This window comes from Microvirga sp. P4_G7, from assembly GCF_056401005.1.
On the sequence record NZ_JBFUKD010000006.1, the window covers coordinates 1 to 12,669 of the forward strand.

The 12,669-nt window shown below is 63.7% G+C and carries 11 protein-coding genes; 6 read left to right on the plus strand and 5 right to left on the minus strand.

Annotation, left to right across the window (positions count from 1 at the left end; translation table 11 throughout):
* Window positions 1-20 precede the first annotated feature (20 nt).
* The 5 genes from AC1DT3_RS01145 to AC1DT3_RS01165 are packed head-to-tail and all read left to right on the plus strand — an operon-like array spanning window position 21 to window position 4,829.
* On the plus strand, window positions 21-1,184 hold the full coding sequence (locus AC1DT3_RS01145) for a substrate-binding domain-containing protein (RefSeq protein WP_477463411.1): 1,164 nt from the start codon (window positions 21-23) through the stop codon (window positions 1,182-1,184).
* A 28-nt stretch (window positions 1,185-1,212) separates the two neighbouring features.
* Complete coding sequence (locus AC1DT3_RS01150) at window positions 1,213-1,992, plus strand: ABC transporter ATP-binding protein (RefSeq protein WP_477463387.1); 780 nt, start codon at window positions 1,213-1,215, stop codon at window positions 1,990-1,992.
* The gene (locus tag AC1DT3_RS01155) at window positions 1,985-2,710 is read left to right on the plus strand and encodes an ABC transporter ATP-binding protein (RefSeq protein ID WP_477463388.1); all 726 of its coding nucleotides are present in this window, start codon (window positions 1,985-1,987) and stop codon (window positions 2,708-2,710) included. The genes AC1DT3_RS01150 and AC1DT3_RS01155 overlap by 8 nt, the downstream gene beginning before the upstream one ends.
* Window positions 2,707-3,726, plus strand: a complete 1,020-nt coding sequence (locus tag AC1DT3_RS01160) for a branched-chain amino acid ABC transporter permease (RefSeq protein ID WP_477463389.1) — start codon at window positions 2,707-2,709, stop codon at window positions 3,724-3,726. Before AC1DT3_RS01155 ends, AC1DT3_RS01160 begins: the two co-directional genes overlap by 4 nt.
* Window positions 3,723-4,829, plus strand: a complete 1,107-nt coding sequence (locus AC1DT3_RS01165; RefSeq protein ID WP_477463390.1) for a branched-chain amino acid ABC transporter permease — start codon at window positions 3,723-3,725, stop codon at window positions 4,827-4,829. The genes AC1DT3_RS01160 and AC1DT3_RS01165 overlap by 4 nt, the downstream gene beginning before the upstream one ends.
* 20 nt (window positions 4,830-4,849) lie before the next feature.
* On the opposite strand, the gene iolB is transcribed toward AC1DT3_RS01165, so the two are convergent.
* The 5 genes from iolB to AC1DT3_RS01190 form a co-directional block, all read right to left on the minus strand.
* The gene (gene iolB, locus AC1DT3_RS01170) at window positions 4,850-5,650 is read right to left on the minus strand and encodes a 5-deoxy-glucuronate isomerase (protein ID WP_477463391.1); all 801 of its coding nucleotides are present in this window, start codon (window positions 5,648-5,650) and stop codon (window positions 4,850-4,852) included.
* 11 nt (window positions 5,651-5,661) lie between these two features.
* On the minus strand, window positions 5,662-6,546 hold the full coding sequence (gene iolE / locus AC1DT3_RS01175) for a myo-inosose-2 dehydratase (protein ID WP_477463392.1): 885 nt from the start codon (window positions 6,544-6,546) through the stop codon (window positions 5,662-5,664).
* A gap of 73 nt (window positions 6,547-6,619) precedes the next feature.
* On the minus strand, window positions 6,620-8,467 hold the full coding sequence (iolD, locus tag AC1DT3_RS01180) for a 3D-(3,5/4)-trihydroxycyclohexane-1,2-dione acylhydrolase (decyclizing) (RefSeq protein WP_477463393.1): 1,848 nt from the start codon (window positions 8,465-8,467) through the stop codon (window positions 6,620-6,622).
* The gene (locus AC1DT3_RS01185) at window positions 8,464-9,579 is read right to left on the minus strand and encodes a hypothetical protein (protein ID WP_477463394.1); all 1,116 of its coding nucleotides are present in this window, start codon (window positions 9,577-9,579) and stop codon (window positions 8,464-8,466) included. Before AC1DT3_RS01185 ends, iolD begins: the two co-directional genes overlap by 4 nt.
* Window positions 9,580-9,594: 15 nt before the next feature.
* Window positions 9,595-11,508, minus strand: coding sequence for a bifunctional 5-dehydro-2-deoxygluconokinase/5-dehydro-2-deoxyphosphogluconate aldolase (locus tag AC1DT3_RS01190; RefSeq protein ID WP_477463395.1), 1,914 nt, complete (start codon window positions 11,506-11,508; stop codon window positions 9,595-9,597).
* A 152-nt stretch (window positions 11,509-11,660) separates the two neighbouring features.
* Between AC1DT3_RS01190 and iolG the strand changes: the two genes are divergently transcribed.
* A complete protein-coding gene (iolG, locus tag AC1DT3_RS01195; RefSeq protein WP_477463396.1) occupies window positions 11,661-12,650 on the plus strand; it encodes an inositol 2-dehydrogenase in 990 nt (329 codons plus the stop codon).
* Window positions 12,651-12,669 lie beyond the last annotated feature (19 nt).

Genomic DNA, 12,669 nt, shown 5'->3' on the forward strand with positions numbered 1-12,669 from the left:
TTCCAACGTTCTGCGCAGGCCTGGTGGCTGGCGCTCTTGCCGCGACGACTGCTTCGGCGGCCGACATCAAGATCGCGCTCATCGCCGGCAAGACAGGGCCGCTCGAGGCCTATGCCAAGCAGACAGAGACCGGGTTCATGATGGGCCTCGAATATCTGACCAAGGGCACGATGAACTGGCAGGGCCGCAAGGTCTCCGTGATCGTCAAGGACGATCAACTCAAGGCCGACCTCGCCAAGACCCTGCTCGAGCAGGCCTATAACGACGACCAGGTCGACCTCGCGGTCGGCACCACGTCGTCAGCCGCCGCGCTCGCCATGCTTCCCGTCGCGGAGGAGAGCGGGAAGGTGCTGATCGTCGAGCCCGCGGTGGCCGATGCGATCACGGGCGAGAAGTGGAACAAGTTCATCTTCCGCACCGGCCGCAACTCGACCCAGGACGCCTACGCCGCGGCCGCCGCCGTTCCGGAATCGGGCGAAGTGACCGTCGCGACCCTCGCGCAGGATTACGCGTTCGGACGGGACGGCGTGTCGGCCCTGAAAAGCGCCCTCGCCGCCATCCGGCCGAACGCGAAGGTCGTGTTCGAAGAATACGCCCCGCAGAACACCACGGACTTCACGGCTTCGGCACAACGCTTGTTCGATGCGCTGAAGGACAAGCCCGGCCGCAAGATCATCGAGATCATCTGGGCGGGGCCGCATCCGCTGCCGAAGATCGCGGATCTGAAGCCTGAGCGTTATGGCATCGAGATCGCACCCGGCGGCAACATTCTGCCCGTCATGAAGCTCTACAAGAACTATCCCGGCATGGAAGGCGCCGTTTATTACTATGCGGACTTCCCGAAGAACCCGATGAACGACTGGTTCGTCGCCGAACACAAGAAGCGCTACGGCACACCGCCGGACTTCTTTACCGCCGGCGGCTTTTCGGCCGCGTCGGCAGCCCTGACCGCCATCGAGAAGGCGGGTGGGACCGATACGGAAAAGCTGATCGCGGCGATGGAAGGCATGACCTTCGAAACGCCGAAGGGCCCAATGACCTTCCGCAAGGATGATCATCAGGCGCTGCAAGTCATGTATCATTTCAAGGTGAAGGCGAACGGCAAGGACGAGAACGATCTTCTCGATCTCGTCGCGACGATTCCGGCGGACAAGCTGCCGATCCCCGTCCGCAACAAGCGGTGACCGTCGCCGCCTGAACCAAGGGAAGCTGATGGCTTCAGTGTCTGTTCCCAAGCCCGCGCTCGAAACGCGTGGGCTGACGATTCGATTCGGCGGCCATGTGGCCGTCGATGCGGTGAGTTGCGCGTTCTCGCCGGGGACGCTCACGGCGATCGTGGGGCCCAACGGCGCCGGCAAGACGACCTATTTCAACTTGATCTCGGGTCAGCTCAGGGCATCCGCCGGCTCGGTTCTGGTCGACGGAGAGGACGTCACGCGGTTACCGGCGTCCGCCCGCACCCATCGCGGTTTGGGGCGCGCCTTTCAGCTCACCAACCTGTTTCCGCAATTGAGCGCTCTCGAGAACGTGCGCCTCGCCGTGCAAAGCCGCGCTCATGCCGGCTGGTCCCTGTTTCGCACATGGGAAACGCGGCGCGATCTCATCGAGAAAGCGGAAGCAGTGCTCGAAACAGTGCATCTCGCCGACAAACGCCACGAGGCGCCCAAGACCCTGTCCCATGGCGATCAGCGTAAGCTCGAGGTGGCGCTTCTCATGGCGCTCGATCCCAAGATCTACATGTTCGACGAGCCGACGGCGGGCATGAGCGTGGATGAAGTGCCGACGGTGCTCGAATTGATTCAGGAGATCAAGAATCGCGGCGACCGCACCATCCTGCTCGTCGAGCACAAGATGGACGTGGTGCGCTCGCTCGCCGACCGCATCGTCGTTCTGCACAACGGCGCCCTCGTCGCAGACGGCGATCCGGCGGCTGTGATCGCATCGCCGATCGTTCAAGAAGCCTATCTCGGCGTGGAGGTGGCGCATGGCTGACGCGACGCTCACGCTCGACGATGTGCACACGCATATCGGCCCCTATCATATCCTCCACGGCGTTTCTTTCACCGTGCCGAGAGGGGAACTGACGATGCTGCTCGGCCGCAACGGCGCGGGCAAGTCGACGACGCTTCGCACCATCATGGGTTTGTGGCACGCCTCGCGTGGAGAAGTGCGGTTCGAGGGACAAGAGATCACCCATCGCGCGACACCGGACATCGCGCGCAACGGCATCGCCTATGTGCCGGAATCGATGGGAATCTTCGCCGGCCTCACCGTGCGGGAAAACCTGTTGCTCGCCGCCCGCAACGGCGACATCGACAAGGAACGTCTCGATTGGATCCTCGGTCTGTTTCCCGCGCTCAAGCGGTTCTGGACTCTGCCGGCGGGCCATCTCTCCGGTGGACAGAAGCAGATGCTGGCGATCAGCCGCGCCATCGCCGAGCCGCGCAAGCTGCTCTTGATCGACGAACCCACCAAGGGCCTCGCGCCGGTCATGGTGCGTAGCATGATCGAAGCCTTCAAAGCGTTGAAAGCGGCGGGCGAAACGATCCTTCTCGTCGAGCAGAACTTTTACGCCGCGTCCGTGCTCGGCGACAATGTCGTCGTCATCGACGACGGCAAGGTCGTTCATACCGGCGCGATGAGCGCGCTCGTCGCGGATCAGACCCTCCAGAACACCCTGCTCGGTCTCAGCATGGATGCGCATCAATGACGTCCTCGGTCGCCGGAAGAACCCTGCCCGATTTGCCACGCACGCCGCGGGACTGGGTGCCGCTCGCTCTGGTGCCGGCGCTCGTCATCCTCGCGATACCCCTGTTCGGCGATCTGTCGTCGTGGGTCACGCTCACGGTGGCCGGCCTCGCCATGGGCATGATGATCTTCCTGATGGCGTCGGGGCTGACCTTGGTGTTCGGCCTGATGGACGTGATCAACTTTGGCCACGGCGTCTTCATCTCGCTCGGGGCCTACGCCACGCTCATCGTTCTCGGACCGCTTGCCGGTTGGGCGCAGGCGGATTCGGTGGCTCTCAATCTCGGTCTGCTCGGCCTTTGTATCGTGGTCGCGATGGTCACGACGGGCGTCATCGGCGCCTTGTTCGAGCGGGTCATCGTCCGCCCAGTCTATGGCAGTCATCTCAAACAGATTCTGGTGACGGTGGGTGGCCTCATCGTCGCCGAGCAGGCGATCCACGCGATCTGGGGCGCGTCGCCGATCACCATCGCGCTGCCCGCGACATTGCGCGGCGCGTTCGTGTTCGGCGATATCGCCGTCGAACGTTATCGCCTCGTGGCGATCGTCCTCGGCTTGGCGGTCTTCGGGGTGATGCAGCTCGTTCTCAACCGCACACGCATCGGACTTCTGATCCGCGCCGGCGTGGAGAATCCCGAGATGGTGGAATCCCTCGGCTATCACATCCGCCGTCTTTTCGTCGGCGTTTTCGTGGCGGGATCGGCACTTGCCGGGCTCGGCGGCGTGATGTGGGCTTTCTACCGCCAGACGCTGACCGCGGGTATGGGGATGGAGGTGATGGTGCTCGTGTTCATCGTCATCATCGTCGGCGGCCTCGGGTCCATCGGCGGATGCTTCATCGGTTCGCTCCTGGTGGCGCTCGTCGCCAACTATGTCGGCTTCCTGGCGCCGAAACTGGCGCTCGTCTCCAACATCCTCGTCATGGCGCTGGTTCTCGTCTGGCGGCCGCAAGGCCTCTTTCCGGTGGTGCGGCAATGAGCGATATCGCGATCTCCTCTTCCGCGGCGTCTGCCACGTCGGCCCAAGGCGGCTTGTTGCGCGCGCTCCTGTCGGCCGACCCGCCGCGCTCGCGCGCGCTCTCGTTGATACTCCTCGTCGTTCTCGTAGCGTTGATCGTGACGCCGTTCGCGCTGCCGGGAAGCCAACCGATCGGCACCGCAGCCAAGATCTGCATCTTCATTCTGCTGGCCGCGAGCTACGATCTCCTGCTCGGCTATACGGGCATCGTCTCCTTCGCGCATACGATGTTCTTCGGCATCGGCGGCTATGGCATCGCCATCGCTTTGAATCGCCTCGGCGCCACATGGAGTTCGGTTTTCATCGGGCTTGCGGCAGCACTCGCGCTGTCCGCGTTGCTGGCCTTCGTGATCGGTCTGGTGTCGCTGCGGGTTCGCGCGATTTTCTTCTCGATGATCACGCTCGCGGTCGCATCCGCCATGCTCGTTCTCGCATCGCAATTGTCGTGGCTCACCGGTGGTGAAGACGGCCTGTCCTTCCAATTGCCGCCGGAGCTGCGGCCGGCCTATCGCCTCACCACCCTGTTCGGGACGGTGATCAACGGGCGCCTGCTCGCCTATTATCTCGTTCTTGCCGTAGCACTCTGCATGTTCTTGCTGTTGCTGCGCATCGTGAATTCGCCCTTCGGCCGCGTGTTGCAGGCCATCCGCGAGAATGAGTTTCGCGCCGAAGCGCTGGGCTATCGCGTCGTGGCGTACCGCATTGCGGCGTCCGTCATCGCGGCTCTTGCCGCGACGGTGGCCGGCGCATTGCTGGCCCTTTGGTTGAGGTACAACGGGCCGGATACGACGCTCTCGTTCGCGATCATGATCGACGTGCTGCTGATGGTCGTCATCGGCGGGATGGGGACGATGTATGGCGCGGCGATCGGCGCCACACTCTTCATTCTCGCGCAGAGCTATTTGCAGGTGTTGATGGCGTCGTTGAGCGGATCGCTGACGCAATTTCCCCTTCTCGCCAGCCTCACCCACCCGGACCGCTGGTTGCTCTGGCTGGGTATTCTATTCATCGCCAGCGTCTATGCGTTCCCAGGCGGCATCGTCGGCCGCCTGAGACGATCCTAACCGCCTTCAAGGACGGCTGATCACGCGCGCAGCATCCACTCATGCGCCGGGTCGTTGTGGAATTTCCACACCCGCTTCGGGCCCGCCATCACATTGAGATAATAGAGCTCGTAGCCGTGCGGCGCGACGACAGGGTGATAACCCTTGGGCACGAGCACGACGTCGCCGTCGCTCGCTGCGAGCGTTTCGTCGAGGGAACGGTCGTCGGTATAGACCCGCTGCAAGGCATAGCCCTGCGGCGGGTTCAGGCGGTGATAATAGGTTTCCTCGAGCAGCGATTCGTTCGGCAGCGCGTCCCTGTCATGCTTGTGCGGCGGATAGCTCGACCAGTTGCCTGAGGGTGTGATCACCTCGACGACGAGCAGGCTCTCCGCGGGCTCGGTTTCGGGCAGGATGTTACGCACGTGCCGCGTATTGGTGCCCTTTCCGCGGGTCTCCTGGCCGACCTGATCGGGTCGGATCACGCGTGCCGGCAGCTTGCCTGTTCCTGGCGCTGTGCAGATCGCCACTTCGCAATCGGTTTCAGCCGTCAGCGTGAAATCCGAACGAGCCGGAACGTAGAACGACMATGGGTCCGGCTCGAAAGGTGAATTGCGTCCGCCGATGCTGCCGAAATCCTGTCCGMCCGCGCCAACGCGCGCTTTGCCCGAGAGCATGACGAGGCAGGCCTCCCGGTCTTGCGTCGCCTGCTTCACGCTCGCGCCGGCTTTGAGTCGATAGACTTCGAACCCGACATAGATCCACCCGGCGGAGGCGGGTGTGACGGCGTGAATGCGCCCGGTGGAATCGGGCCGGCTCGGTTTGACCAGGAGTTTCGACATGTTTGCAATCCTTACCGGAGGCCGGCTTCCTTGAGGAAGCGGGTGAGGTTGGCATAGCCCATCTTGGCATAGGTCAAGGGGTGAGCCTTTTTGGGATCCTGTTCGGCCTCGATCACCACCCAGCCGCTATAGCCCGGCAGTTCCTTGAAGACTGAGACGAAATCCACCATGCCGTCGCCCGGCACCGTATAGACGCCTTCGATGACCGAATCGAGGAAGCTCCAATTGCCGGCCTTCGACTTCTCCATCACGGCCTTGCGCACGTCCTTGGTGTGCACGTGGCTGATGCGATCCTTGTAGCGGCGCGCGAGCGCGGCGGGATTGGCGCCGCCCCAGGTCGCGTGGCCGGTATCGAGCAGGAGATGGGCGGCCGGCCCCGTCGCCTTCATGAACGCGTCGATGTCGCCTTCCGATTCGACGATCGTGCCCATGTGGTGGTGGTACACGAGGCGAACGCCCTCTTTCAGGGTCGCTTCGGCGACCTGCGTGATCCGACGGCCGAATTCAGCCCAGTCCGCGTCCTTCATCACCGGGCGCTGTGCCAGCGGCTTCGACCGGTCGCCGTGGATGGCGTTGGAGGTCTCGGCGAAGACGAGAACATTCGAACCCATCGCCTTGAGCAGATCGAGATGCGGGCGCAGATGCGTCATTTCCTCGGCGGCGTCGCGCTTGAGGAGTTCGGCCGAATACCAACCCGACACGCAGGCGAGATCGAAGGGTGCGAGCGCCTTCTTCAAGGCGTCCGGCTGGCGCGGAAACTTGTTCCCGAGTTCCATGCCCTCGAAACCGGCTTCCTTCGCTTCCGCGAGGCAGACTTCGAGCGGCGTTTCGCCGCCGAGTTCCTGCATGTCGTCATTCGACCAGCCGATTGGATTGGCCCCGATACGGATCGTCATCGTCGTCTCTCTCTTTCTTACGCGTCTTGGTCCGATCGTCCTTGGGCAAAATGATGTGCCGGACGATGTCTCATCAATCGCCGACGCGTTGCGACGCGAGGGCGCTTTCGTAATTCTTGCGGGCTTCGTTCACTTTCGGCCAGACGGAAACTTCCGGCACCGCCACATCCCACCAATGGCCACCTTCGTCGGTCGAGATCAGCGGGTCCGTATCGATGAGGATGACGGTGCTGCGGGTCGCCTTGCGCGCTTTCTCGAGCGCGTCCTCCAATTCCGCAATGCTCTTCACCTTCAGCGAATCGGCGCCGAGGCTCGCCGCATGGGCCGCGAAGTCGATGGCGGGTAGTGTCACATGGTTGGTATCCGCGAGCAGATTGTTGAAGCTCTCGCCGCCGGTCGCCCGCTGCAGCCGGTTGATGCAGCCATAGCCGCGGTTGTCGAGAAGAACGACGGTCAGCTTGTGCCCGAGCATGACGGAGGTCGCGAGTTCCGAGTTCATCATCAGGTAGGAGCCGTCTCCCACCATCACGATGACCTCGCGGCTCGGGTCGGCCATCTTCACGCCGAGCCCACCGGCGATCTCGTAGCCCATGCACGAATAGCCGTATTCCATGTGGTAGCCGAGCGCGGCGCTCGCCTTCCAATGCTTGTGCAATTCGCCCGGCAGGCCGCCGGCCGCGCACACCACCACATCGCCCGGAGAAGACGTGCGCTGAACCGCGCCGATGACCTGGGCATCGGAGGGAAGCTCCGCATTGGTCGGATCGGTGTAGCGCGCGGACGATTCGAACCAGCGCGTCTTCTCGTCCCGCGCCTTGGCGCTCCAGGCATCGGGAGCTTTCCAGGTCCCAAGCGCGCGGCCCAATTCCGTAAGACCGGCTTTCGCGTCAGCGACGAGCGGCTGCGCATCGTGCTTCGTCGCGTCGAAGGCCTGAACGTTGAGGCCGATGATCTTGCGGTTCGGGTTCTTGAACAGCGCCCAGGAACCGGTGGTAAAATCCTGCAGGCGCGTGCCCACTGCGATCACCACATCCGCCTCTTCCGCGAGCGCGTTCGCCGCCGCCGTCCCGGTCACGCCGATGGCGCCGAGATTGGCGGCATGATCGTGAGGAAGGCTCGACTTTCCGGCCTGCGTCTCGCCGACGAACACGCCGTGCTTGGTGGCGAAATCGGCGAGTACCGTCTCGGCGCCGGAGAACAGGACTCCGCCGCCCGCAACGACAAAGGGCTTCTTGGCGTTGCGGATCAGGTCGGCCGCCTTCGCCAATTCGTCCTCGTCCGGACGAATTCGGCGCGCCGTCCAGATCTTCTCGGCGAAGAAACTCTCCGGATAATCGTAGGCCTCCGCCTGCACGTCCTGACAAAGGGCCAGGGTCACCGGTCCGCAATCGGCGGGATCGGTCAGTACAGCCATGGCGCGGTGGAGCGCCGGAATGATCTGTTCGGGCCGGGTGATGCGGTCGAAATAGCGCGATACCGGCTTGAAGCAGTCATTGGCCGAGATCGTGCCGTCGGAGAAATTCTCGATCTGCTGCAGCACAGGATCGGGCAACCGATTGGCGAACACGTCGCCGGGCAGGAGCAGGACAGGCAGGCGATTCACATGCGCGACTGCGGCCGCCGTCACCATGTTCGTGGCGCCGGGGCCGATCGAAGTCGTGCAAGCCATCATGCGTCGGCGACGGGACGCCTTGGCGAACGCCACCGCCGCATGGGCCATGCCCTGCTCGTTGTGGGCGCGATATGTCGGCAGCGTGTCACGCACGCCATAGAGCGCCTCGCCGAGACCAGCCACGTTGCCATGACCGAAAATAGCCCAGACGCCGCCAAATAGCGGGAGCACGGCTCCATCGATCTCGGTCTTCTGAGCCGCCAGGAAACGGGCGAGCGCTTGAGCCATGGTGAGGCGGATCGTGCTCATACGGGTTCCAATCGCGTGGCGCCGCCGGCATGCGGCGGTCGCAGTTTCTTAAAGGAGGTCGGGAGGGAATCGGTCATCCACTGAGACAATCGCGGCCGATGACGATGCAGGATCAGGCCCGCGCCGATAATGCCGATGCCGATGAGCGACAAGGCGAACGGAAACAGAAGCGAATCCGCGAAAACCCTTTCGGCGAGGTAGCCCAGATAAGTCGAGATGCCGATTGCGCCGAACAGGGCGTAAGCCCGGCGCATCAGGAAGACGGAAAGAAGAACGAGGCCGACATTGATGAGGCAATAGACGGCCTTCCCAATCTCGCTGGAGCTTTCGGCGAAGGTGAGCCCGCCCCAGAACGCGAGCAGACCGCAGAGATGCAGCCAAAAGGCGAAATCCTGCTTGGGGTCACGCTTGAGATCGACGAACCAGGCGATCGCCATCATGACGATGCCGAAGATCATCGACACGATCCGCCGTGCCATCCAGGTCTGTGAGCCCGTCATGTCCTGGTGCGAGAGGATCCACGGCGTCAGGTCCATCGACATGAACCAGAGCGCCAGGGCCATCACGGCAACGATGAACGGAAAGGGATAGAGGCGGATCGCGACGATGCACGCGACGACGGTCGCGATCTCCATCGGCAGCCAGCCGCTCTTCACCCAGATGTAGAATCCGCTGTACGCTCCCGGCCGCACGTCGCCCCACCAGCCGAAGGCGTCCTGGATGCCGTAGACGGCGAGCGGCACCATCGCCACCGCGACCGCGATCATCAAGCCGCCGGGCGTGTGCAGCGAGCGGCGATGCCAAAGATAATGTCCGACGGTGGTGAACAGCGCGGCGTATGCGAGCGCCGTCACCGCGAGCGCCACGCCGCCCATCTGCTCGAAGGCGAGCGTCGAGAAAAGGCCCATGGCCGCCATGACGATGAGAGCGCCGGCATACCAAAGTAGGTGCACCAGGTCGAACCGGACGCGTTCGTAGAGGGGCCCGGGAACGCTGGCCGCACCAGGAACCGCTTGCCGACTTCGCAACACGGCGAGGAGGCCGTCGACCTGGTCGGGTCGAAGCGTGATGGCTCGGCCTGCTACTCGGATCTCGTTCTCGGTAAAGGACATGTTGGGCCCTGGCGTTTAAGCGGCTTTCGCCTGCCTGGTCACGCGTTGCCAGGCGTCGACGAGACGTTGGAAACGTCCGGCCATATCGGCAATCGCCGCTTCGTCGTCAATCTCGCCCTTCAGCCATCGCCGCGCCGCGTCGTTGAAGATCGTGCGTCCGACGGCGAAGCCCTTGACCTGGGGCTCCCGCGCGGCGGCGGCGAAGGCCGCTTCGAGCTCGTCTTCCGGCGCTTCGAGACCGAGAAGCACGATACCGCGGCACAGAGGATCGTTCTTCGTGATCACCTGCCCGATGGCATTCCAGGCGGCGGTGTCGCGTTGCGGTTCGAGCTTCCACCAATCCGGCTTGATGCCGAGATCATAGAGCCGTTGCAACACGGTCGGGATGGTGTCCGTCGTCAGGGGACCATTCTTTCCTGCGATGATCTCGACGAGAAGTTCGCGCCCCACGCGACGCGCGGCGTCTTGCAGCCGCAACAATTCCCGCTCCTGCTGCGCTTTCAATTCGGGCGCATCGTCCGGGTGATAGAAGCAGAGGCATTTGATCGTGTGGCCGACAGGCCATTCGATCAGTTGCGCACCCAGGCTGCCGCCATTCTCGAAATCAAGTGGGCGCGAACCGGGCAACTCGACCGGGCGGCCGATCCAGAACGGGTGGTCGGCGGCGCGAAACAGGGCTTCGCGGCCATAGGTGCCGTCGATCAACATGCCGAATCCGGGTCTCCCGTCGGCGACCCGCGCGGCGGCGTTGACGGCCAGCACCTTGAAATCGGGCACGCGCCCGACGTCTGCACCGACTTCCTTCGCCATCGCCTCCAGCTGCATGCGATGATCGATGGCGAGCGCCATCAGCGTCTCCGGGCCGGGGCGGCGCGTCGTCGCCCAGTGGATGTGGTTGATCTCCTCGTCGAACCGCAACGCTTTGTGGCGGCTGCCGTTCTTGAGGAAATGCTGCAGCTCGGTGAAGGTCGGGATTTCCGGCGAGCAAAGCAGACGCGACACGGCGAAGGCGCCGCTCGCGTTGGCATAGGCGCAGCAGGTTTCCAACGGCTCGTCCTTGAGCCACCCGCGCAGGAAGCCGGACAGGAACGCGTCGCCGGCGCCGAGCACGTTATAGACCTCGACCGGAAAGCCGGGGCCGCGCACGCCGTCATCGAGGGAATTTGGGATCGCGCCAGGAAATACCACGCATCCCATCGGGCCGCGCTTGCACACGATCGTCGCCTTCGAGATGGCGCGGATGGCGCGGATCGCGGTCAGCGTATCCTCCGAGCCGCCGGCGATGTGCAATTCCTCTTCCGTGCCGACGATCAGGTCGCAATCGGCCAGGATGGGCTTGAGATGTTCGGTGACGGCATCCGAGCGAACATAGCGGGATTCGCCAGCGCCGTGACCGAGAAGGCCCCAGAGGTTGGGCCGATAATCGACGTCGAGAACGACCTTGCGGCCGTTCGCCTTGGCGATCCGGATCGCCTTCTTCTGCGCCGCCGCGGTGGCTTCCCGGGAAAAATGCGTGCCGGTGACGACAATGGCTCCGGCCGAAGCGATGAAGGCCTCGTCGATATCCGCCTCGGTGAGCGCCATGTCGGCGCAGTTGTCGCGATAGAAGATGAGCGGAAACGATTCCTCGTCGCGGACGCCGAGAATGACGAGGGCGGTCAGGCGCGTGTCGTCGGTGACGATCCCCTTCGTCGCGACACCCTCACGCTCCATCTGCTCTCGGATGAAACGTCCCATGGCTTCGTCGCCGACGCGTGTCACGAGGCCGGATTTCAGACCGAGCCTCGCCGTGCCGATGGCGATGTTCGCCGGACATCCGCCGACCGCCTTGGAAAAGGATGCCATGTCCTCGAGCCGCCCGCCGACTTGCTGCCCGTACAGATCGACGGAGGCGCGGCCGATGGTGATCACGTCAAGGGACGGCTTCATGCTAGTCCTCCCACCGGCAGGCGCGTAGCCTCCGGTGCATGCGAGCCTGTTGAGCGGCTCTTGCGGCTATAGAATGTTTATTCTATTAGCAGCTTGCACTAGAACATCAATTCTAAATTTGCCGTGAGCCGGCAAAAGATTCGGGGGAGTTCATGATCAGGATCGCCGTTTTGGGCGCTGGCCGCATCGGCCGCATTCACGGGCGCAATGCCGCCAATCACAAGGATGCGCGCTTGGTCGCAGTGGCCGATCCGCATGCGCCGTCGGCGCAGGAGCTCGCCACCGCCACGGGCGCCGAAGTCGCGTCGCTCGACGCGATCGTCGAGCGCTCGGACGTGGACGCCATCCTGATCTGCACGCCGACGACGACCCACGCGGATCTGATCGAGCGCGGTGCGAAAGCGGGCAAGGCGGTGTTCTGCGAAAAGCCGGTCGATCTTTCGAGCGCCCGTATCGAGGCTTGCCTCGGCGTCGTCGAGAAGGCCGGCACCCCGCTGATGATCGGCTTCAACCGCCGTTTCGATCCGAACTTCGCGAGCCTGCGCACCCGCCTGGCATCGGGCGAAGTCGGCGAGGTCGAGCTCGTCACCATTCTATCGCGCGATCCCGGCCCACCGCCGGTGAGCTACATCGCCACCTCCGGCGGGTTGTTTCGCGACATGATGATCCATGATCTCGACATGGCGCGCTTCCTCCTGCTCGGCGACGAGCCGGTCGAGGTCCACGCTGTCGGCTCGTCCCTCGTCGATCCGGCCATCGGCCAGGCCGGCGACGTCGACACCGCCGCAGTGCTTCTGAAGACCGCAAAGGGACGGATCGTCCAGATCTCCAATTCGCGTCGCGCCACATACGGCTACGACCAGCGTGTCGAAGTCCACGGTTCGAAAGGCATGATCCGCGCCGGCAACATCCATCGCACGACGGTCGAAGTCGCCAATGCGGCGGGCGTCACCGCCGATCCGGTGCAGGATTTCTTCCTGGAGCGCTATGCGGATGCCTATCGCGACGAGCTCGACGCGTTCCTCAAAGCCGTCAAGGACGGCAAGGCATGTGAGCCGACCGGGCGCGACGGATTGAAGGCCCAGCGCCTCGCCGATGCGGCGACGGAATCGGCGCAGACAGGCAAGCCCGTGAAGGTCTGATCGTTCGACCCGTTTTCCC